This is a genomic window from Spiroplasma endosymbiont of Glossina fuscipes fuscipes, from assembly GCF_049669535.1.
Classification (GTDB): Bacteria; Bacillota_I; Bacilli_A; order Mycoplasmatales; family Mycoplasmataceae; genus Spiroplasma.
Genome location: NZ_CP187162.1, coordinates 1,158,015 through 1,179,930, shown reverse-complemented (window position 1 = coordinate 1,179,930; position 21,916 = coordinate 1,158,015). Strand labels below are relative to the sequence as shown.

The window sequence follows — 21,916 nt, the reverse complement described above, 5'->3', positions numbered from 1 at the left end:
AAAGGTGATAGAAATGGAATTTAATGCAAAATCTTTTAAAGATTCACTAATCAGCGGGTATAACAATTTATATAACTTTTATCCAGAAATTGATAAATTAAATGTTTTTCCAGTTCCTGATGGTGATACAGGGACAAATATGAATTTAACAATGACGAATGCTGTTAAGGAAATTAATGACCTTAATTCAGAGTCAATTAGCAAAATTGCTGATGTTTTTGCTCGAGGATTAATTATGGGGGCACGGGGGAATTCTGGTGTTATTTTGTCACAGATTTTTCGTGGTTTTGCTAATGGTTTGAAAGAGTTTGACGAATTAAATTTTGATTCAGTTAAAGCAGGAATTTTGGAAGCCAAAGAAGTAGCTTATAAAGCTGTGATGAAACCTGTTGAAGGGACAATTTTAACTGTCATTCGTGAAACGGCAGAACATGTTTCAACATTGGACCAAGAGATTCCACTTTCTGATTTATTTCAGAAAATTGTTGATTTTGCAACAGAATCTTTAAATAATACACCAGAGTTATTACCGGTTTTAAAAGAAGTTGGGGTTGTTGATTCGGGTGGTTTTGGATTAGTAAAAATTTTTGAAGGAATTACAGCGTATTGAAAAACCGGAAAAATTGTGCCACAACGAAAAAAACAAATTGAAAATACTGGTGATAATGTTGTTATGGATTTACAAAACGAAGAATTTGGTTATTGTACTGAAGCAATTGTTATCTTAGATAGCAAGCATATTAATAAAATTAATGTTACGCAAGTTCGCCAGACATTAGAAGATCAAGGTGGTCGTTCAATTGTAGCTGTTGTTGATAATGACATTTTAAAAGTGCATGTTCATACCTTAATGCCGGGAAACGCTTTAACATTTTTACAACAACATGGTGAATTTAAAAATATTAAAATTGAAAATATGAATTTACAAGCAGCAAAACATGTTAAAACAATTAAGGCTGAACGGGAATTAAAAAATCCCGCGGCAATTATTGCGGTAACACCGGCAAATGGAATTGCACAATTTTTTAAAAGTGATTTAAATATTCAATATACTGTTAATGGTGGTTCGTCAATGAATCCTTCAACAGATGATTATTTAAGTGCCATTGAAGCCGTTGATGCAGTTGATGTCTTTATTTTACCTAACAATAGTAATGCAATTTTAGCAGCTCAACAAGCAGCAAAAGTTGAACGAAAATCAAATGTTTATGTTGTTCCAACAACTTCGATTCAAGAAGGGATGGTTGCGTCGTTATCGTTTGAACTAGGTGAAATTGCGAAAAAGAATTTTTCAACTTTAAAATCAAGTTTAAAAAACGTGACAAGTTTAGGAATTACTGTTTCTGCAAAGACAACATCAATTGATGGAGTCAAAATTAATAAAGGAGAATATATGGGGATTATGAATAAAAAAATTGTTTGTTCATATCCGACCTTATCAAAGACGATGAAATGTTTGTTTGACCGTGCAATTAGTAAATCAACTGAAATTGTTACAATTTTCACGGGAGAAGATGCCGAAAGACGTGATATTAATGCGATTCGAAAATATCTTGATGAAAGTTTTGATGTTGAATATGAATTTATTGATGGTGATCAACCATTATACTCATTCTTAATTGCTGTTGAGTAAAAAATTTTATTAAGAAAATGATTTTAAGTTTTTTATCTATTTTAGTTGAAATGCATTGTGAATATGATAATATAGTAAGGGTTTAGATTTTATGGCACTATAGCCAAGGTGGCTAAGGCATGGGACTGCAACTCCCCGATCGTCGGTTCGAGTCCGACTAGTGCCTCCATTTAAATCGGACTAACATTTAAATAGTTTTATTTCTATGCGCCCATAGATCAATTGGATAGATCGTTTGACTACGGATCAAAAGGTTGAGGGTTCGAATCCTTCTGGGCGCGCCATTTATTTAAATGTTATTTTTTTCGGAAAGTAGCTTAGCTTGGTAGAGCACTCGGTTTGGGACCGAGGGGTCGCAGGTTCGAATCCTGTCTTTCCGACCATTTTTATGTAATTTTGGGCCCGTAGCTCAGCTGGGAGAGCACCTGCCTTGCACGCAGGGGGTCGACGGTTCGATCCCGTTCGGGTCCACCATTAATTTACAAAAAGCAATTAAAATTTTTATATGGCGGGATAGCTCAGCTGGTTAGAGCGCTCGGCTCATACCCGGGAGGTCAAGAGTTCAAGTCTCTTTCTCGCTACCATGGACCCTTAGCTCAGTTGGTTAGAGCATCCGGCTCATAACCGGATGGTCACTGGTTCAAGTCCAGTAGGGTCCACCATTTATATATTTAATTGCTTTTAGAGTATCGTGGAAGATTACCCAAGCCTGGTTGAAGGGATCGGTCTTGAAAACCGACAGGCGGTGAAAGCCGCGCGGGGGTTCGAATCCCTCATCTTCCGCCATTTTTTTTGAAAGAAAAAACTTGCAATTAAAAGTTAAAATATGATAGTATTAAAATTGTGGGGTGGAGCAGTGGTAGCTTGTTGGGCTCATAACCCAAAGGTCGCAGGTTCAAGTCCTGCCCCCGCAACCAATGGTCTTGTAGTGAAGTGGTTATCATGCCTCTCTGTCACAGAGGAGATCGCGGGTTCGAGCCCCGTCAAGACCGCCAATCGTGGTTCAGTAGCTCAGTTGGTAGAGCATTTGATTGAAGCTCAAAGTGTCGGCGGTTCAATTCCGTCCTGAACCACCATTGAATTTAGTTAAAAATAACCCTAGACTCTAAATTAATCATTGATTAGTTTAGAGTTTTTTTATTTTGTTGTATAATTAACAAAGGTGATGAAAATGTTTTCAAGAATGACAAAAGATGTAACTTTTTATTTAAAACGCGAAGAGTGGAAGTTTGCTCTTAATGAAGATAATTTTAAGTACAAACCACGGTTTGTGTTAGACTGTTATCAGAAAAAAATGGGCGAACAAAATTTTCGGAGTTTTAAATATTGGATTTTTAAACGATGAATTTTAAAAAATTTTGCTTATACGCAAGATTTTATTCATCGTTTTTATAAATATCAACGGAAATTAGACTTAGTTTTAAATGGGCGGGAACAAGAATTTATTTATAATGTTGAAGAGGTTAATTTTACCTTGTGACGACCGTTAAAAGTCCTGCCGGTGGCTTTTGACTTAGAACAAAAGGAGAAATGTCATTTTAAAAACAATGCCGTTAATATTCATCTTTTTACGGCCGAAAATGAGATTAAGTTTTTTTGTAAAGGAGTGTTGTTAATCACTAATAAACGGTTTATTATTGACGGTCTTGATAAAAATAATAATCCAAAGGTTGTGCAATTTAATTTAAACAATATTCATAGCGTTGAATATATTGATATTGGTGTTAAAATTACTGTTGGCAAACAAACTTATTTACTTCGAGAAAATAATCATATGTTAATTTTAGCGCTCTTGTATCGTTGTTTGGGACGAAAAAAAGTGACATTTGATTTAAAAAAATTACCATTAAATTTTACTTTTTAAAAAATAGAAAGATGAGATAAAGAAGATGATTTTAAAAAATGCAAAAATAGTTTGTGAAGATGAAGTTATTGCAAATGGTTGGTTAGAAATTAAAGATAATAAAATTATTAGCATTAATGCTGGTAGTACTGTTGAACCGGGATATGATTTACAAGAAGCAATTATTATGCCAGGATTTATTGATTGTCATGTTCATGGTGGTTATGGTGAAGATACCGAAAAAGGAACAATTGCGAGTTTTCAAAAATTTGCCCGGTTAGCAGCACAAGAAGGAATAACAAAATATTGTCAAACAGTTATTACTGGTAGTGATGAAACAATAACAGCAATTTTAACCGTTTATCAAGATTATATGGCAAATTATAATAAAGGACCACAAGCGCGCCAAATTGGAGCCCATTTAGAAGGACCGTTTATTTCAAAAACCTTTAAGGGGGCTCACGATGAGACCCTTTTACAAGCACCAAACATTGATCTTTTGAAAAAATGAATAACAGTTTCAAATGATAATATTCGAATTGTGACCTATGCTGCTGAAGAAGAAGACGGTAGTTTTACAAAGTTTTTATTAGAACATAACATTTTACCATCAATTGGACATTCAAATGCGACGTTTGATTTAGTGGCAGAACGGGTAAAAATGGGGGTTAAACATGTGACACATTTATATAATGCAATGAGTAAGTATGATCATCGTCACCCAGGGATTGTTCCAGCTGTTTTAAATTTTAATGAAGTTGTAGGGGAGTTAATTAGTGATGGCGTTCATGTTAATGAAAAAATTATTAATTTAACCTACAAAATTAAAGGAGCATCTGGGATTGCATTAATTGCTGATGCGATGTTTGCAAAAGGTCTTCCTGATGGTGAATATCAATTTGGGCCCCTACCAGTTGTTAAAACGGGACAAAAAGTTGTTATTAAAGGGACTGATACAATTGCGGGGTCAGTTGCAACATATGATTATTGTGTTCGTAATTTCTATCACTTTACTAATTGTTCATTACAAGAATTAGCGTTGGTTGTTAGTACTAATATTGCTAAACAATTAGGAATTTTTGAAAAAACCGGCTCAATTGCTGTTGGAAAATTAGCGGATTTAGTCGTGTTGGATTCAGAATTAAAGGTTTTAATGACATTGTCTGAAGGTGAAGTTGCTTATTCACAACTGGAATTAAAGTAATAAAGAACTTTTTATTTTATAGTATATAATAATAAAATAGTAAGAAATGAGGTTTAAAAGATGAAATTAATTGTTGTTGAAGATAAAAATGCAATTGGGAAGGTTGTTGGCCAAATTTTTGTAAATACAGTACAACAAAATCCAAAGGCAATTTTTGGGTTAGCAACCGGTTCTTCACCAGAACCAATTTACCAGTATCTTATTGAAGATTATCAAAAAAACAAAACTGATTGAAGTAAAGTGACAACTTTTAATTTAGATGAATATATTGGTTTAGAACCAACTCATCTTCAAAGTTATCATTATTTTATGAATGAAAAGTTATTTGATCATCTTAATATTGATAAAAATAACACTTATGTGCCATCAGGAACAGGTGATTATGTTGCTGGGGCAAAAGAATATGATGCATTAATTGCTAAAACTGGGGGAATTGATTTACAATTATTAGGTGTCGGGACAAATGGGCATGTGGGATTTAATGAACCACCAGCTGATTTTAATTCCTTAACAGGTGTTGTTGACTTGGTAGATACAACAATTCAAGCAAATGCTCGTTTTTTTGCTTCGGTTGATGAAGTTCCTAAACAAGCAGTATCAATGGGAATTAAATCAATTTTAAATGCCAAAAAAATTATTTTAATTGCTAATGGTTCAAACAAGGCGCAAGCAATTAAACAATTAGTTGAGGGAGAAATAGATAATCTATGACCATGTACTGTCTTACAGATGCATAAAGATGTTACTGTTGTGGTTGATAAGACAGCTGCTGCTTTATTGCAAACGCATGGAATTAATATTAGTTAATGTTTAAGAAAAGTTCTAACAATTATTGAAATTAAAGTTGCTAAAACTTTTTTTTTTTTTTTTTGGGGTGATATAATAATTTATTAATTTGATAATAATGTTAAAATTTTTAATAAAAATTGTATTTTTTTGCTTAAAAGAAAGGAGTGGAAAGATGAAAAAGCTTTTAACACTTTTAAGTGGTTTAACATTTATTAGTACAACGGGTTTAGGAACGATTGCTTGTAAACAAAATAAAATTGCATCAATAGATCCGACAACAGAAGTTGATGATGAAAAAGAAGATAAAGAACAAAAAGAAAAAGAAAAGAAAGAACTTGAAAACTAGGAGAAAAATTTTAATGAAAAAATCAACTCCTATTCTAAAGCAAATCCAATGATTTTAGATAATGAAAATTATAACGATATTCAAGCGGACGATATAATTAAAAAAACTATACGATGATCAATTTGCTGATATCAAAAATGAATTAGTGATAACGCCTGCTAACTTTAAGGAAATTACAGTTGATGAAACAGGGCGATGAAAAGCGCATGGTGATTTACAATTAACTGCAAAATTTAAAGGTTATGTTTTAACAAATAATAAAATAACTGAACAAGAAAATACAATTTTTTCAGTTTACTTTATAATTAATAATTTAAATATTAAAGAAGTTGAACTAATAAAAGAAAATATTATTAATTTAGATGGTGATAGTGAAAAGTTAAATGTTTCATTACTTGAACAGAGATCTTTTTTACTAAAATATTAAAATTATTAACTAATGTTAGTTCCGTGGGCACTTTGCCAACAGTAATACCAACAGAATTTAATGAGACTGATCCAAATTGAAAACAATGAAATGAATTTATTGACAATTTAAAATTAAATTCTGATTTTAGTAACTTATGAAGAGAAGACTGTGAGGGTTTTTTCGGGTGAACAAACAATATTGGAAGAATTTACAATAAAATATCAAGGAAAGTATCTTGATATCTTAAATGCATTATTACCAAACATTATTAATTTTAATAATTTTATGCAACAAGAAAAAGATACTAGTAACCTGGATAATAAATTTCTTTTATTAGGAAAATATTTATTTGCTAAACCACAAAATATCAATAATGATGGTTTTTTAGGTGTTAATAGTAAAATTAAAAATAAAACAATTAAAGACATTACTAATAACAAGGATGAAGAATTTTTAAAGTTTAATACTAATATTGAATCACTTTTGCATAATATTTTAGAAGGCTGACAAAATGAAAAAGGTGAATGATCATCTGTTAGTGAACCGTTATTATTAGAAACATCAGGGTCTTCTATTGAAAGTGGGAAGGTTTAAATACAACAAACCATGAGAACAAAGTGAAAATGGGGTCAAAATTAGTTATGCAATTACAGAATTATTTTTAATTGGAATCATGTAAAATGAAATGCAACAAATCTTATTAATCAAATAATATAATAAAAATCATAAAAAATCAATTATAAATTTTAAAAATTAAAATATTTATAATTTTTATTTCATTTTAAGGAAAATTAAGCACACTGAAAAATAGTTTATTAAATTATTCAAATAAACTTATTTAAAATTCTCTAAAAATACCTCTTTTGCCGTTCTTCAATTTAAAATAGGCCTTAATTTATCATTTATAACATTAACTACTCAATTTATTTTTTGTTGACTAACATTATTAAAATCAGTTCCCTCAGGATATCATTCTCTAAGTTCAGAATTCATATATTCAATTAATGGTTTTTGTTGTGGTTTACCAGGATCACAAAAATAAATTTGTGTTTCAGCAAATATTTCTAATTCTCTTCATTTACTAAATTCTTTTCCTCTATCAGTTATTATTCCTTTAATTTTTCCAAATAAATTATTATTTATAACAATATCTTTAAACTTTTTCACAACTTCATTAGCAGTATGATTTTTTAATTTCATAACAAAATAATTTTTACTATTTTGTTCAACTAAAACCAAATTACTAGATTGATGGTCTTTTCCAACTACAGTATCCATTTCAAATCAACCAACATCAGTTTCTTTATTCTTAATATCTCATATTGATTTAAAATTAATTAATTTACCACGATTATCAAATTTTCCTTTTGTTTTATATTTTTTACCACGATGACATAAATTCTGTTTTAAAAAACCATAAAAACCCAAACGAATTCATTTATACAATGTTTTAACACAAACAGGAAATTTAATACCAAACTTTATAAAATAACGATAAATAAGTTGTGATGGAGAATCACGATAAACATTAAATCTTATATTAATAAAATTTAATTGTTCTTCTGTAAACTTATATCTTTTATTATTCTTTTTTCTTTTCTCATAATACATTTTATCTGACTTATAAGCACTATATTCATTAATCGTTTTAAAACGCTTAATTTCTCGCAAAATAGTACTACGATGTCTATTCAAACATTTAGCAATCTGTGAAATATTTATTTTACCATTCTTTTTTAAAAATAATTTTAATAATAATAATTTTTCCAATTTAACCTTATCAATAAAACTTAAATGACTATACATAACATTTATATACCTTTCATTAATTTATAAATTTAATATTAAAATTATTTAATACATTATTGATATATGATAAAATCAATTATAGCATTCAAGTAATTTTAATAAAGGAGAAGTAAAATATGAAAAAATGACTTAGCATTTTAGGAATAATTGAATTAACAGCAACAAGTACAACATCATTAATTAGTTGTAAAAAACCAAATAACAATAAAAACGGGGAAAGTAATAATCCTGAACCGAAACCAGATCCTAAACAAGAAAAACCACAAGAACCACCAATTGGAAGTAATTGAAAATTAATCCCTAATTGACAAGATGAAATTTCTAATTGACAAGAAGAAAATAATAAAAAAACTTATATTGGAATTATAAAAATTGAAGCAGGTTGAACTGTTATAAAATGGATTGGTAAAGATCTTGATTATAAATATCAATATAAATCAATTTATCGTTGAGATGGTGTTGGAGAACCTAAAACATTTGAAATTAATAATACTACAGGTGAAATTACTGATTGAAAAGAATAAAAGGAACTATATAGTTCCTTTTATTATATTAAACGTACAAATTTCATAAATATAATTAATAAAAATACATTCGTTATTGTATTATATAATACTGGACTAAATTTTCACACTTCGAATGTTTGACTGAAAAAACTATATATTGTTTGAAAAATTTTCCCAACTCCACTCGCTAATTCATTTACTTGTTTTACACCAGGAATATTATTAACAATTCAAATTGCCGCATTTCTGATATGACACGCTAAATTATATCAACTACAACTTTCATATTGTGCTTGTCATCATTGCCCATCAGGAAATAATCCACCATTGTTTATTTCTTGTCAGTTATATATTCCAAAATTAAAATCATAATAACGATACATATCATTTTCTTTTTGTGCTTGCAATTCAAAAACATTATAACCAATTTTTTGTTCTTCAATTTTCTTATATTTTAAACCATATTTATCTTTTAAAGCACCTTCAAAAATATAACCCTCATTTTGATTAATATTATAATCATTTGCAACTGAAAAATCATAATTAAATACATTACCATAATTTGTGTTATAAAACCGATTTTTAAATGCTGAATACAATTTAATATCTAATTGATTATATTTATCTGAAAAATAAAAATAACGAGGATAAATTTTAAAACCATTATTCGCTAATAAACCATATTTTTTATTATATCCTTGCACATAAGTATTATTTTCCAAGTCAAAAATTGTTCGTAAATAATCTTTATAAAAGTTTTGTGAAACTGTAAACATACTATTTAATAATTTTTCAAATTGATTTTTATTAGTATTTTTTTCATCAATTAAAACATCTCTAAAATTAACTAATTTCAAACCAAAAAAATTAATTAAAACAGTATCATATTGTAAATTATCAATATACCCACTTTCAATAAAATTACTACGATTTTGAAACACAGGTACTAATGCATGAGCAAAAAATGCTTTTAAAAACTTATTAATATCAATTTGACCTTTCATCTGTTCTAAAATATCTTTACCAGTATTAGGAGTACTACGTTGATTATAATTATATGTTTCAGCACTAAAATTAAAGATACTATCTTTTTCTTTCATAAAAGTAAACAAAAAACCTAAATCATCAGTATACCGATAACTATTTGCATTATTACCATCCCAATATTGTTTAAGATGTGTTAATTCTAAACTACCAGCAACAATATTTTTATACTCATCAATGGTTAAAATCATTCGATAAATTGATTTTCTAGTTAAAATAATATCAGGTTTTCAATCTAATTTTTCCATATTATTAATAATTTTAAAATCAAAAATTATTCTTTGACTACCTAAATTTGGATCATCATAGTTTGGATTTCCACCTTGCTGAACTCTAATATTTTCTTGAACAATAACATTAATATACTTTAATAAAAAAGAACGGGTATTTTGATATTCATTATTAATTCAAAAAATAAAATTGCCATTATTATCAACTGTTGGTATTTCAGGTTTATCGTTTCTTCCATCTCAACGATAAATTGATTTATATTGATATTTATAATCAAGATCTTTACCAATCCATTTTATAACAGTTCAACCTGCTTCAATTTTTATAATTCCAATATAAGTTTTTTTATTATTTTCTTCTTGTCAATTAGAAATTTCATCTTGTCAATTAGGAATTAATTTTCAATTTTGATGAACTAAATTAACAATTTGTAAATTATCAACACTTTTTTCTAATTTATTAATTATTTCAAAAGTATTAAAATACTTTGCAAAAGAATAAGAAAAATTTATTAATTCTTTTAAAAATTGTTTTTTATCAATGTCATAAAATTTATCAATGTTATATTGTTTAGTATAAGTATCTCAATTTTTATATAAATCCATAAATTCATCACTAGGCTTATCAAATGAAATTCCCGTTGAATAACTATCCTTTAAAAAATCTAAATATCACTTATCATTATAATTTAATGATTGTGATGTTTTTAAAGTCGGATTAATAAAATAATTTGTTTCAGACCAATTTTCAAAAAAACTACTGCGTAAAAACATTGTATTAATAAAATCAGTTTCATTCATTCCCGTTGTTTGTTGATTAACAGTATAATTTTGCTGATGTAATGGTTTGAATGCTGTTAAAGTAATAAAAGGAATAATTAACCTTAAAATCCCTAAAATAGATATCGCAAATAAAGATAATGACTTACGCATTATTCTTTACTACCTTTAACTATATCTTTATTAATTTTTTTCTTAATTCATAATATTAAATCAATAATTCCCGCAACAGTTAAAATTCAAAAAATTATATATCCAATACACATAATTGAAGAAACTGAACCAAATTTAATCAAAAATAATTGAAATTCTTTAATATCAATATAAAGAAAAGGTACGAACATTCCTAAACTAATTACCAAAAAATATAATAATATTTTTCATCATTTTTCTTTTTAAAATTTTAAAATTTTACTTTTCATAAATTCAACTCCTAACTATACAGTGTTTTTGAAACAATAAACCCAACAATATATAAACTTGATATTGTTAACATTAACGGATGACTAAACAAAATTGCCATTTTACCAAACAACGAAAGTAAAAAAGTATCAGAATTATATAAATCCATAATGATATTTTTTGCTGATGTCAACTGATTAATAATAACTGTAATAAATCCTGTTCCAAAAATAGCAATTGCCGCAACTAATAAAACTAATCTAATCATTATTTATTCACTCTCCGATATCCTTGTTCTCTTGTTTTTGCTTGTTTTGCTAAATTTGATAATTGTTGTTTATTACGATTAATTTTAAACTGTTTACGATCTTTAATATGTTTTTGCATACCTTGTTTAGTATCTGAAACTCCACGAGCAGTTGCAGAATAAATATTTGATACACCACTTTGTACTGTTGAGCCTAATTCGTTGTATTGAGTTCTTGTACCGTGAATTGCATAAATAGATAACTTAACAACCATAAAAAAGATAATAAAATAAGCAATTGTCGTATTCGTCATTGGTAATTTTGTATTTCAAATTACATCAAAAATAAACAAAAATACATCAAAAATAAAACTAAAAATCTTATCTCAATTACTACTTTCTGATAATAAATTAATCATTTTTACCACTTCCTTTTTCTTTTTTAGGTTTTAAATTCTTTTTCAAAATATCAATATCAAACAATTCTAAACGCTCTTTAACACTCAATTTAGTAATTTCTGACCAATAGTATTCTTTGTTATTAATTATTTCATCATTTTTTAAATCACGCACAAACTTTAATCATTGACTATCATATTTCTGTGCAAATTCTAACGGAATAATTATTTTAAAAAACCGAATTCCTAATCCAACATCCGACTTATGTTTTGCTCGTTTACCTTCTGCTGTTCGTTCTACTGATTTTGTTTTTCAAATTTCATAATCCGTAATATCTTGAAAAATGCCAATTCGCATAATAAAGAACCGATTAAAAAAATTAAATCCTTTTTAGCAATCGGTTTTTTCAGTGAAATTGGAATAATAATACCACTTGCTAATTGTCGGATATTATTTCAAATCATACCCTCACGTTGAGCTGTAAACAAAGCACGATTACCAAAATGTCTTGCTAAAACAATTCACGGAATTTTACCACTATGAACTTTTTTCTCATCGTGGGGACTAGTTCCATCAATATATAAATAACTTTCATCAAATAAAATAACACTGTCATCAGGGGGAACTGGTTTTGTTCTATCTGTAAAATCTAAATTTTTAAATGTTAAAACTTTAACTTTATCATCTTCTAACGGATAATTACTATAAATTTTATCTGTTAATAATTTCATAGTTTGTGATAAATAAGTTAAAAGTAAAGTTTTTCCGGTTCCTAATTTACCAATAATTATCGATAACGGATTATCTCAAACAAAACTTACTAACCGAAAAGCATTTAACTGATAAAATATGTTTTTTCATACTTATCACACAAAATAAACACACTGCAAAGCAAACAATAATCAGAATACTAAACCAGTATAATTTAATGAAATTATTCAAAGCAATAAATCAATTAAACTAAACAAAATCATTGAACTGCTAATATAACAATAATTTTTTAAAAAAAATATAAACTTTTTCATTACTTAAAATACCCAACTATTTTAAAAATCATTCATAACAAAAACCAAGTTAAAAACAAAATAACAATTCAAACACCAACCATCAGAGTTAAATATTCATTTTGCGTTAAATTTCAAGTTGTAATACTTTCAACATTTGTTTTAGTTATAAACAAAAAGATATGAATAAAAAACTCTTTTAATTTTTCTCAATCATTTTGCATTTTTAAAAACTCCACATTTTTTGAATAAGTTTTAAAAACATCCCAAAAAATAAAACGATAAATAATACAAACGATATCACATATAAAAATTCAGGGGCATTTGAACCAATAATATAACTAACAAATTGAACTCAATAGTCATATAAACTCATTTAATTTAAACTTTCTAAATCATTGATTAATTGTTGTACTTTTCCATCATTTCAATTTATTAAATTATTATTGTTATTATTTGTTTTTACTTTTTTAGGTTCATTTGAAAATAATGCTTTGTGCATATTGTTAAAATAATTTTGTTTATATTGATTATACAAATTAATTAATTCTGTTCCAGTTAAATATTTTCAAATATGGCGTTTTAAATTTTCATCATATTTTACAATAGGATAAGAATTATCATAAATTAAACCAATAGCAACTTGATCAGAATGTTTTTCACTCGGATAAATAAACTTATTACTTAATCAAAAACCAATATGTTTATTATGATTAGGCAAATTTATAAAACTTGCTTTATCTGTTTCAAAAACTATTAACTCTTTACGAATAAAATAATTTTCTATATTTTTATTTTTCTTAACAAAATTACTCAATTTTATCAACTCCTTAATAAACATTGTTTCTAATTAACAATGTTATATTTAATGTTCATATATTGCTTATTTATTGATAAAAACATTGATTATTAACAATGTTATACATAATGCTAATATATTGTTTATTTAATGTTTAATAAACAATGTTATTAACAATGTTAAATATATAAAATAGTAAAAATTGGCACACTAAAAAATACTATTTAATTTATAACAATAACTATTAAAATATAAAATCATAAGTTTATAATTAAGTTGATATTATTATGGTTTTCTCTCTGTATAAATTATTTTAAATAGAAAAGAGAAATAAAATATCGAAGAAATAATAAATTCATTTTTCTATTTAATAAATTCATTTTTTACAAACGTGATACCATCTATTTTTTGCTTATCATAAATGGTATCACCAATTAAAACAATTATTTCAATAATAATAGTTTTAATAACAACTTTTAACTTTATTATTTGAATTTTTAATAAATTAACAAATTTATAAATATTTTATACAGAGAGAAAACCATAATAATACCTTAAATATCACATAAAAAGCTAGTGTGCCTTAGTTTCTTTAAACAGGATTTTTCATCTTGTTAACTTTATAGACAGTGTATAATGCAAAAATAAACAACAAAATTATTTATTCAATTCACATAAAAGCTAGTGTGCCACTGAAAAATACTATTTAATTTTTAATAATATTTATTAAAATATAAAATTAATAATTTATAATTAAATTGATATTTTTACACTATACACTGTTTACAAATTTTAAAGAAAGTAGGTGTATTTATAAAAAATATTATAAAAATTTATTTTCCAAATCTATTACTAATATGACCTTTAATAGAAATATTCTTATTTTTATTAAATCCTACTAAAAAAATATTTTTTCATAATAGACTCAATATTATGAATAATAAACAATATAGATTGGATAGGTTACAATAACTTGGACCATATTTATGTAGACTGTAAAAAAAATAAGCTAAAATTATTAGGAAAGCAGGAATATAAAAATGGCAAAAAACCAGTACACCGATGAATTCAAGAAACAAATCGTAATGTTATATAAAAATGGTAAAAGTAATATTGAAATTATTAACGAATATAAAATTTCAAAGGCAGTTCTTTATCAATGAGTAAAAAAATTTGAGAATTCTGGTTCTTTTAAAGCTAAAGACAATCGCTCTGTTGAAGAAAATGAACTTATTCAGTTGCGAAAAGAAAACAAACAATTACGAATGGAAAATGATATTTTAAAGCAAGCAGCATTGATAATCGGCAAAAAGTAATATTAATTACTAACAATAAAGACAAATATTCAGTGAGGAAAATGTGTCAAATATTAAAAATAGCAAAATCAAAGTATTATTATCAAATTAATAAGATCACTAAAACTGAAATTAATATTTATGAAAATGAAGTTATCAGTGCATTTAAAGAAAGCTATAAAGTTTATGGTGCTAGAAAAATTAAAATTATTTTAGCAAGAAAGAACATTATTTTATCTCGACGAAAAATTAGAAGAATTATGGCAATAAATAATTTAGTATCAAAATATACTAAATTAAAATATCACAATCATAAATCTCCTGTAAATAATGATCAAATTAGTAATATTCTAAATCGTGAGTTTAGTAATAAAAGACAAAATGAAGTTATTGTGAGCGATTTAACCTATGTTCAAGTTGGTTCAAAATGACATTATATTTGCTTACTAATTGATTTATTTAACCGTGAAGTAATTGGCTATAGCGCTGGAACAAATAAAACTGCTGAACTAGTTCAGCAGGCATTTTATAAAATAACACGACCACTAAATTAAATTAGGTTGTTTCATACAGATTGTGGTAATGAATTTAAAAATAAAATTATTGAAGAAATTTTATTAACATTTAATATTAAAAGATCATTAAGTGCAAAAGGTTGCCCTTACGATAACGCAGTAGCTGAAACAACCTATAAAGCTTTTAAAACTGAATTTATTAATGGTCGAAAATTTAAAAATTTAGAACAATTAAAGTTGGAACTATTTAATTTCATTAATTGATACAACAATATTCGAATTCATGGTAGTTTGAATTACTTAACTCCAGTTGAATTTAGAAATCAGAAGTCTACATAAAAAGTGTCCTAAAAAGTGTTGCCATTCCAAAATAAAATCTTGTTGTTATATAATTATTTTCATATTTATTTATATAAAAATATCATTTATTAGTAGCAGTTAAAAATTCTTTATTAGGTGCCTGTGTTCTAGGAATATTAGTTCATTTACTATTTTCTGGTGGTTGTTGTGGGTCTGGTATGGGTTCTGGTTTATTACCCCCCCGTTTTCATTGTTATTTGGTTTTTCACAACTAATTAATGTTGTTGTACTTGTTGTTGTTACTCCTAAAATAGAAAGTATTTTTTTCATATATTTATTCCTTTCTGTGAAATGTTATAATTTTTTTAATTATACTATACCTTTTTTAAAGTAGGTGTAAATTTATGAAATATATTAACTAATAATTTTAATTTAATAACGAAAGGAAATAATAAAATGTTTAATTTTAATAAATTTAGTGTAAATATTTATGAAAATGCTTTAAATCAGTTAAAAGAAAAGATAGAAGGAACTGATGATATAATTTTTAAAAAACGAGATAAAACAAAATATTTTGTAAAAGAAATAAAAACTAGAAAAATTAAAACAGAATTTGGAATATTAATTTATAAGAGAAGAATTTATAAATATCTTTATAAGGGTAAGTGAAAATATGTTTCTCTTGTTGATAAACAATTTGGAGTTAAAAAATGGCAAAGAATAATTAATGATTTAAAACTAAAAATAACTGCTGAAATAGTAAAAAATAAAAGATATAGTGATATATTAGATATGTTTAATTGCAAATTACATTGTTCATCTGTTTCGCGTATTTTACGAAAAGCATTAATAAAAAGAAAAGATAAAAAAATAGATTTGAAAAATTGTAAAAATTTATATATTAATTTAGATGATGCCCATGTAACTTTAAAAAATAAAAATAATAAATCTTATTTGCAAACTGTTAGAATAATTTCATTTAATACTGGAAAAGAAAATAATAAATTTTTAAATAAAAAGTATTGTTATTTTTTTCTTAATAAGAAAACTTGGGGTGCGGAATTTAATGCGTTCTTTATTAAAAAACAAATTCAGAAATTTTTTAAAAATTATGAAAATATTAAATTAATTATTGGTGGGGATAGTGCTAAATGGATTAAAAAAACTGCTAAAATTTTAGATGGTATGTTTATATTTGATAGATTTCATACAATAAGAGAATTAAAGAATAATATATATTGTGGTAATCGTAGTAAAGAATCCTTTAAAAATTATTTACACGCAAAGGAATTATTTTTACAAGGAAAATACGACGAATTTATAACTTTTTTAAAATCATTACAGAATGAAAGAATTAAATTAAGGTATTTTATTAATTTAAAAAATGGTATTTTAAATCAAAATAAAGACTGAAATATTGGCGTATCTGCTGAAAGTGATGTTTCAAGAATTGCAAAATCTTGTTTGGGATATGGGAATAAAACATTTTCATTTTCAACATTTAAAAATATTTTGGATTTAAAAATTATGAGATTTAATTTTAGTTAATTTAAAATAATTTAATTTTAGTTTTTAAACTATTTTTTAGTATGTTAAAATATGAAATTATTTTTTGTATTTTTATTTTTTTGTGTTATTATATTTTTATAAAAGAAAAAAGTTTCTTGTTTTTAAATAAATTAAATAATACCCGTTTATATGCAACACTCCCATTTATTTATGAAGAGTTTAAATGAAGATTGAGGAATAACTATCACAATCCCAAAGGCTCTTTTTGGTAAAACTGATTATCATCATAATTTTGTAATCTTAGATCCTGCAACAGTTAAGAATTTATTGGCGAAAGCTATTTTTAAGAAACTTGATTTAATTAATAGTGAAAGCATTTCAATATCGGCAACATTTACTGAAAAAATGATCTTTGAATATTTGGATAAAACAACTAAACAATGAAAAAAATTAATAATATTAATGATTTAGGACAAGCAATTGGTCTTCGTTGTAAAGTAACAGATATTGAATTTGAAATAAAATCAAAATTTAATCCAACCATTGTTGAAAAAATTAAAAAAGAACAAGCAATAATGTTTAATATTGATATTACCTAATTTAATAAATTTAAAAATAAAAAAACATCTCCTTTGAGATGTTTTTTATACTAAACGGTTGTATCATTCAACGATTAGTGCATCATTAATATTACTATTTAATTCTTCACGAACAGGGAAACGAAGATATGTTCCAGTCAGCTTAGTTTTATCAAATTTTACAAATTCCAGTGTGCTAACTTGACTTTGTGAACTTTCTAAGATTTTAACATTTTTTTGTGAACTTTCTTTAACACTAATAACATCACCTGGTTTACAACTATATGATGGGATATCAACCTTTTTCCCATTTACTAAAATATGGGCATGGTTTACTAATTGACGAGCTCCAGCTCTTGTTTGTGCTAATCCCATACGGTGAACAATGTTATCCAAACGTGATTCTAACATAATTAAGAAGTTAGTTCCGGTAATTCCTTTCATTTTTTTTGATTTAGTGTAAGTATTACGGAATTGACGTTCTGTTAAACCATACATGTAACGAACTTTTTGTTTTTCATGTAATTGTAACCCGTAGTTTGATAATTTTGTTCGACGTTGGCCATGTTGTCCTGGCGCTGTTGTTCTTTTTTTCCCTTTTGAAAATTCTTTATCGTTTTCTAAGATACTAAATCCGTATCGTCTTGCTTTTTTAAATGTACTTCCACGATAACGTGCCATTAAAAAAACCTCCTATATATCATTGTGACATACAAAAAAATTCATTGAAGTGCTCTAATAATGGAAGTTTTTTGATTCGCTCTAACAGCTAGGGTTACTTTTTAATGGTTAAATCATAAATGTTTAAAAACTAAGGACATTACTATGCAATTCTGCTGCTTCTCTGTGTTGTCTAGAAATTATTGTATAATAAAATAAAGGATAATTCAATATTTTTCTAATTTTTAATGTAATATTTTTCGCAAGTGCTATAATTCAATTGATATATAGTTTGGTAGGGGGCAAGACAAAATGGGTAATGTTATTAGTAATATTATTAATAATCCAGTTAAATTAACATTATTTATTTTGTTTTTTGTTTGTTTGTTATTATTAAGTATTACGCTTTTCTTTTGGGGACGAAAACGTCATTTAAAAACAGTTGAAATTAAAATTTTACAAAAGTTTGATATTTTAAAGCGATTACCTTTAAAACATAAAGTTTTTCGAATTTCAGAAATTGCTCGTTACAATAATCGTTATGCCAAAGATTTGGTCGTTTGGCGAACAAAGTATGAAATTATTTATGAAAAAAAGTTAATAAGTTGTTTAGAAGTATTTCGAAAACTATATCAAATTAATAAAACAACCCCAAAGAAAATGCCAAAATTATCTGCACAAAAAATTATTCCGTTATTAAAAGAGTTGACTTTATTAGAAGAAGAGGCACGTCGTTTATTAGACGAAATTAACAGTCAATTACAAATTGAATTATTACAACGTGATTATATTTTAGCACATAAAAAAATGTTTAATTCGTTACAAGAAGATGCCGTTAAATTACAAATGAATGTTTCGTTAGATACCAAAAAAATTAATGACTTTGAACGAAATATTGAAGGAATGTTTGATGAATTTGAAGATTATTTAACAGCGGGTAATTTTGAAAAAACAGAACAAATTTTATCGAATATTACTACTTCGTTAACCATCTTTGTTGAAATTTTAGATAATATTCCACAAATTAAAACACTATTAACAAAAGTAGTTCCAAATAAATTATCCTTGTTAAAAGATAAATATGTTTTATTTAATAAAGATGAAAATAGTCGGGATTTATTAAAATATAGTTTTGATGAATTAACAAAAAGTATTGATGAAACAAAAATTTTAATTTCAAAATATATTGATAATTTGCAATATAAAAAAGCAACAAAAAAAACAATTGAAATTATTAATAATATTAGTGATTTTGATCAAACAATTGAGCATCAAAAAGCAATTGTTTCGTGTTTTAAAAAATACTATAAAGTTGTGATGGAATATATTAATAAAATTGAACGTAGTTTTAATGTTATTTCACGACAAATTGAAGCTTTACGTAGTTCATCAATTTTAACAGAACATGAAGAAAGCATTTATCGTGAAGCCATGGGCAAAACAAAAGAATTGACGCATGATACAAATCGCTTAGTTTTAGAAATAAATCGAAATGGTCGTGATTATATTGGGTTTAACAAAGAACTAGTTCGTTTATTAGAGAATGCGGTGGCTGTTCAAGAAGCCTTAGAAAATGTTGTGAAAATTATTGAAAAGCGTAATTTTGCGGAAACTGAAATTCGAAAAACAATTCATTTATTAGAAGTTGTTTTATTACAAGCTGAAGTACGGTTAAATCAATTACAATATAAAAAATTATTAACAAAATATGCGAAATCAATTAATGATTATCGAATAGCCCTTGAAAAGGTTAAACAACTTTCGTTTGATGTTAATAATCGTTATGAAGTTGATGAAGTAACAGGGAAACTAAACCGGTTAAAAACAGAAGTGTTAAAATTATTTGAAAAAATTAAAAATAATATTTTATTAGATTTATTAGCGCAAGAAACATTAGTTTATGCCCAAAAATATATTTTAACAGATGATGAAGTTGATGACCAGTTACGAAACGCCCAAATTGCGTATCGAGATGGCGATTATGATAGATCATTGTTTTTAACATTAAAAATTATTGATGAAGAACGAGGAAAAAAGAAATAAGAAATGGAGTATAAAATGAATTTTGATGCAATATTAGTTCGTTATGGAGAGTTAACAACGAAGGGTAAAAATCGAAATGATTTTACAAGAGTGTTAGTTAATAATATTAAAAATAAGTTACGAGAATATGAAAAGCAATATCAACTAAAGAAAGAATTTGATCGGTTATTTATTGAATTATTAGATCCAACCGTTAGTCAACCAATTATTAATATTGTTAAAAATGTTTTTGGTTCGTCATCATTGTCATTAGCAAAACGTGTTGATCGTGATTTAACAACAATTGCTAATTGTGCGATTACATTAGTACAATACTATCAACCAGATACTTTTAAATTAGAAGTTCGTCGAAGTGATAAGACTTTTCCCTTAACTTCAACTGAAATTAAACAACAATTAGCACCAAAGATTTTACAACAAACAAATGTCAAAGTTGATGTTCATCATCCAGTTTTACAAATTGATGTTGAAATTCGGCACCAATTTACGTATGTTTTTATTAATAAAATTAAAACCATTGGTGGTTTACCAGTTGGAATTTCTGGACGAGGGTTAGTAATGTTATCGGGCGGAATTGATTCGCCAGTTGCCGCTTTCTTAACAATGAAACGGGGAATGAATGTTGAATATTTACATTTTGCAACACCACCCCATACAAGTGAAGAAGCACTAGAAAAAGTTAAAACTTTAGTTCAAAAATTACATCATTATACTGGTCAAAATCAACAACGCTTGCATGTTGTTAATTTTTCAATGTTACAGCACGAACTAATGCATATCCCTGATGCAAGTTACAGGATTACGATTATGCGCCGCATGTTTTATCAAATCGCAAATATTTTAGCGGCAAAATGAAATTGTCAGGCAATTATTACTGGTGAATCATTAGGGCAAGTTGCATCACAAACAATTGAAAGTATTAATGTTATCAATATTGTTTCACCACTACCAGTGTTACGGCCAGTCTTATGTTTTGATAAAAATGAAATTATTGCAATTGCAAAAGAAATTGATACTTATCAAACATCAATTTTACCGTTTGAAGATTGTTGCAGTCTTTTTGTACCAAAAAATCCCGTGACAAAACCACGGATAGCTCAAGCAGAGTTTCAAGAGCAAAATTTAATGTGACAGGAAATAATTGATGTTATAATTAGGAAGAATATAAAGACATATGTAATTGATAGGGATGAAATTTATGAAGAAAGCTAATCTTTTTCAAAAAAAGAAAGAAGCAACAAAGACGTTAGTTAATGAACGAGAATTGCGAACAGCAGAACGTTCACGAACTAATTTGTTAGAAGAAACAATTTTAATTGATGAAGACTTTTCAATTATTCGTGATTTTCAAGATGATGATATTAAAGTTGTAAATATGAATAAAACAAAAAATAATTTTTATAATGAAAATGCAATTGATTTGGAAAAAGAATTGTTACAAGAAATGACACCAAAGAAAAAACCTCGGGTATGGCGTTTTTTAGTTTTTGGAATTTTAGCAGTTTTAATTGTTGTAATGATTATTGTTATTGTTATTAAACTATAAAATTAGGCCACAACTGTGGTTTTTAT

At 26.4% G+C, this 21,916-nt stretch carries 21 protein-coding genes, 10 tRNA genes and 2 pseudogenes; 25 read left to right on the top strand and 8 right to left on the bottom strand.

Annotated elements, in window-relative coordinates; genetic code table 4:
• The first annotated feature begins 13 nt into the window (after positions 1-13).
• From ACOBWH_RS07085 to ACOBWH_RS07005, 17 genes are all read left to right on the top strand, one after another.
• On the top strand, positions 14-1,633 hold the full coding sequence (locus ACOBWH_RS07085; RefSeq protein WP_424527441.1) for a DAK2 domain-containing protein: 1,620 nt from the start codon (positions 14-16) through the stop codon (positions 1,631-1,633).
• A 93-nt stretch (positions 1,634-1,726) separates the two neighbouring features.
• Positions 1,727-1,802 (top strand) — tRNA-Cys (locus tag ACOBWH_RS07080).
• Between the two features lie 38 nt (positions 1,803-1,840).
• Positions 1,841-1,917 (top strand) — tRNA-Arg (locus ACOBWH_RS07075).
• A 22-nt stretch (positions 1,918-1,939) separates the two neighbouring features.
• Positions 1,940-2,016 (top strand) — tRNA-Pro (locus tag ACOBWH_RS07070).
• A gap of 15 nt (positions 2,017-2,031) precedes the next feature.
• Positions 2,032-2,107, top strand: a tRNA-Ala gene (locus tag ACOBWH_RS07065).
• Between the two features lie 33 nt (positions 2,108-2,140).
• Positions 2,141-2,217: transfer RNA gene (locus tag ACOBWH_RS07060), tRNA-Met, on the top strand.
• A gap of 1 nt (position 2,218) precedes the next feature.
• Positions 2,219-2,295: transfer RNA gene (locus ACOBWH_RS07055), tRNA-Ile, on the top strand.
• Positions 2,296-2,326: 31 nt separating this feature from the next.
• Positions 2,327-2,419 (top strand) — tRNA-Ser (locus ACOBWH_RS07050).
• Positions 2,420-2,475: 56 nt separating this feature from the next.
• A tRNA-Met gene (locus tag ACOBWH_RS07045) sits at positions 2,476-2,550 on the top strand.
• Positions 2,551-2,552: 2 nt separating this feature from the next.
• Positions 2,553-2,628, top strand: a tRNA-Asp gene (locus ACOBWH_RS07040).
• Between the two features lie 5 nt (positions 2,629-2,633).
• Positions 2,634-2,709 (top strand) — tRNA-Phe (locus ACOBWH_RS07035).
• Between the two features lie 89 nt (positions 2,710-2,798).
• On the top strand, positions 2,799-3,497 hold the full coding sequence (locus tag ACOBWH_RS07030) for a hypothetical protein (RefSeq protein WP_424526285.1): 699 nt from the start codon (positions 2,799-2,801) through the stop codon (positions 3,495-3,497).
• Between the two features lie 25 nt (positions 3,498-3,522).
• Complete coding sequence (nagA, locus tag ACOBWH_RS07025; protein ID WP_424526284.1) at positions 3,523-4,680, top strand: N-acetylglucosamine-6-phosphate deacetylase; 1,158 nt, start codon at positions 3,523-3,525, stop codon at positions 4,678-4,680.
• Positions 4,681-4,740: 60 nt separating this feature from the next.
• Complete coding sequence (gene nagB, locus ACOBWH_RS07020) at positions 4,741-5,487, top strand: glucosamine-6-phosphate deaminase (protein ID WP_424526283.1); 747 nt, start codon at positions 4,741-4,743, stop codon at positions 5,485-5,487.
• A gap of 154 nt (positions 5,488-5,641) precedes the next feature.
• Entirely contained in the window at positions 5,642-5,815 is a 174-nt protein-coding gene (locus ACOBWH_RS07015; RefSeq protein WP_424526282.1) for a lipoprotein, read from the top strand.
• Positions 5,816-5,960: 145 nt separating this feature from the next.
• Positions 5,961-6,242: a hypothetical protein gene (locus ACOBWH_RS07010; protein ID WP_424526281.1), complete on the top strand. Its 282-nt coding sequence runs from the start codon at positions 5,961-5,963 to the stop codon at positions 6,240-6,242.
• A 180-nt stretch (positions 6,243-6,422) separates the two neighbouring features.
• Entirely contained in the window at positions 6,423-6,818 is a 396-nt protein-coding gene (locus tag ACOBWH_RS07005; protein WP_424526280.1) for a hypothetical protein, read from the top strand.
• Positions 6,819-7,058: 240 nt separating this feature from the next.
• Here the strand turns inward: ACOBWH_RS07005 and ACOBWH_RS07000 are convergent, their stop codons facing one another.
• Positions 7,059-8,030 carry an IS30 family transposase gene (locus ACOBWH_RS07000; protein ID WP_424526279.1) on the bottom strand — a complete coding sequence of 324 codons (972 nt, stop codon included), beginning with the start codon at positions 8,028-8,030 and terminating at the stop codon, positions 7,059-7,061.
• A 119-nt stretch (positions 8,031-8,149) separates the two neighbouring features.
• Between ACOBWH_RS07000 and ACOBWH_RS06995 the strand changes: the two genes are divergently transcribed.
• Positions 8,150-8,557 (top strand): lipoprotein, encoded by a 408-nt coding sequence (locus tag ACOBWH_RS06995; RefSeq protein ID WP_424526278.1) that lies wholly within the window; start codon positions 8,150-8,152, stop codon positions 8,555-8,557.
• 23 nt (positions 8,558-8,580) lie between these two features.
• Here the strand turns inward: ACOBWH_RS06995 and ACOBWH_RS06990 are convergent, their stop codons facing one another.
• The 6 genes and pseudogenes from ACOBWH_RS06990 to ACOBWH_RS06965 form a co-directional block, all read right to left on the bottom strand.
• Entirely contained in the window at positions 8,581-10,746 is a 2,166-nt protein-coding gene (locus tag ACOBWH_RS06990; protein ID WP_424526277.1) for a spiroplasma phage ORF1-like family protein, read from the bottom strand.
• Between the two features lie 280 nt (positions 10,747-11,026).
• Positions 11,027-11,263 carry a hypothetical protein gene (locus tag ACOBWH_RS06985; protein ID WP_004027616.1) on the bottom strand — a complete coding sequence of 79 codons (237 nt, stop codon included), beginning with the start codon at positions 11,261-11,263 and terminating at the stop codon, positions 11,027-11,029.
• Positions 11,263-11,661, bottom strand: coding sequence for a hypothetical protein (locus ACOBWH_RS06980; protein ID WP_004027786.1), 399 nt, complete (start codon positions 11,659-11,661; stop codon positions 11,263-11,265). The genes ACOBWH_RS06985 and ACOBWH_RS06980 overlap by 1 nt, the downstream gene beginning before the upstream one ends.
• Positions 11,654-12,666: pseudogene (locus ACOBWH_RS06975) on the bottom strand (hypothetical protein). Before ACOBWH_RS06975 ends, ACOBWH_RS06980 begins: the two are co-directional and overlap by 8 nt.
• The gene (locus tag ACOBWH_RS06970; RefSeq protein ID WP_424526276.1) at positions 12,666-12,869 is read right to left on the bottom strand and encodes a DUF2649 family protein; all 204 of its coding nucleotides are present in this window, start codon (positions 12,867-12,869) and stop codon (positions 12,666-12,668) included. Before ACOBWH_RS06970 ends, ACOBWH_RS06975 begins: the two are co-directional and overlap by 1 nt.
• A 152-nt stretch (positions 12,870-13,021) precedes the next feature.
• Positions 13,022-13,462 (bottom strand): DUF3627 domain-containing protein, encoded by a 441-nt coding sequence (locus ACOBWH_RS06965; RefSeq protein ID WP_424526275.1) that lies wholly within the window; start codon positions 13,460-13,462, stop codon positions 13,022-13,024.
• A gap of 1,022 nt (positions 13,463-14,484) precedes the next feature.
• Here ACOBWH_RS06965 and ACOBWH_RS06960 point away from each other — a divergent pair.
• From ACOBWH_RS06960 to ACOBWH_RS06945, 4 genes and pseudogenes are all read left to right on the top strand, one after another.
• Positions 14,485-15,593: pseudogene (locus ACOBWH_RS06960) on the top strand (IS3 family transposase).
• A 417-nt stretch (positions 15,594-16,010) separates the two neighbouring features.
• Positions 16,011-17,102, top strand: a complete 1,092-nt coding sequence (locus tag ACOBWH_RS06955) for an Mbov_0401 family ICE element transposase-like protein (RefSeq protein ID WP_424526274.1) — start codon at positions 16,011-16,013, stop codon at positions 17,100-17,102.
• A 171-nt stretch (positions 17,103-17,273) separates the two neighbouring features.
• The gene (locus tag ACOBWH_RS06950; protein WP_424526273.1) at positions 17,274-17,534 is read left to right on the top strand and encodes a hypothetical protein; all 261 of its coding nucleotides are present in this window, start codon (positions 17,274-17,276) and stop codon (positions 17,532-17,534) included.
• Positions 17,504-17,662, top strand: coding sequence for a hypothetical protein (locus ACOBWH_RS06945; RefSeq protein WP_424526272.1), 159 nt, complete (start codon positions 17,504-17,506; stop codon positions 17,660-17,662). Before ACOBWH_RS06950 ends, ACOBWH_RS06945 begins: the two co-directional genes overlap by 31 nt.
• Before the next feature lie 45 nt (positions 17,663-17,707).
• Here ACOBWH_RS06945 and rpsD read toward each other — a convergent pair whose 3' ends face one another.
• Positions 17,708-18,322 carry a 30S ribosomal protein S4 gene (gene rpsD, locus ACOBWH_RS06940; protein WP_424526271.1) on the bottom strand — a complete coding sequence of 205 codons (615 nt, stop codon included), beginning with the start codon at positions 18,320-18,322 and terminating at the stop codon, positions 17,708-17,710.
• A 291-nt stretch (positions 18,323-18,613) separates the two neighbouring features.
• Between rpsD and ACOBWH_RS06935 the strand changes: the two genes are divergently transcribed.
• The 3 genes from ACOBWH_RS06935 to ACOBWH_RS06925 are packed head-to-tail and all read left to right on the top strand — an operon-like array spanning position 18,614 to position 21,890.
• Positions 18,614-20,344 carry a septation ring formation regulator EzrA gene (locus ACOBWH_RS06935; protein ID WP_424526270.1) on the top strand — a complete coding sequence of 577 codons (1,731 nt, stop codon included), beginning with the start codon at positions 18,614-18,616 and terminating at the stop codon, positions 20,342-20,344.
• A 15-nt stretch (positions 20,345-20,359) separates the two neighbouring features.
• On the top strand, positions 20,360-21,556 hold the full coding sequence (gene thiI, locus ACOBWH_RS06930; RefSeq protein WP_424526269.1) for a tRNA uracil 4-sulfurtransferase ThiI: 1,197 nt from the start codon (positions 20,360-20,362) through the stop codon (positions 21,554-21,556).
• The gene (locus ACOBWH_RS06925) at positions 21,543-21,890 is read left to right on the top strand and encodes a hypothetical protein (RefSeq protein WP_424526268.1); all 348 of its coding nucleotides are present in this window, start codon (positions 21,543-21,545) and stop codon (positions 21,888-21,890) included. Before thiI ends, ACOBWH_RS06925 begins: the two co-directional genes overlap by 14 nt.
• Positions 21,891-21,916 lie beyond the last annotated feature (26 nt).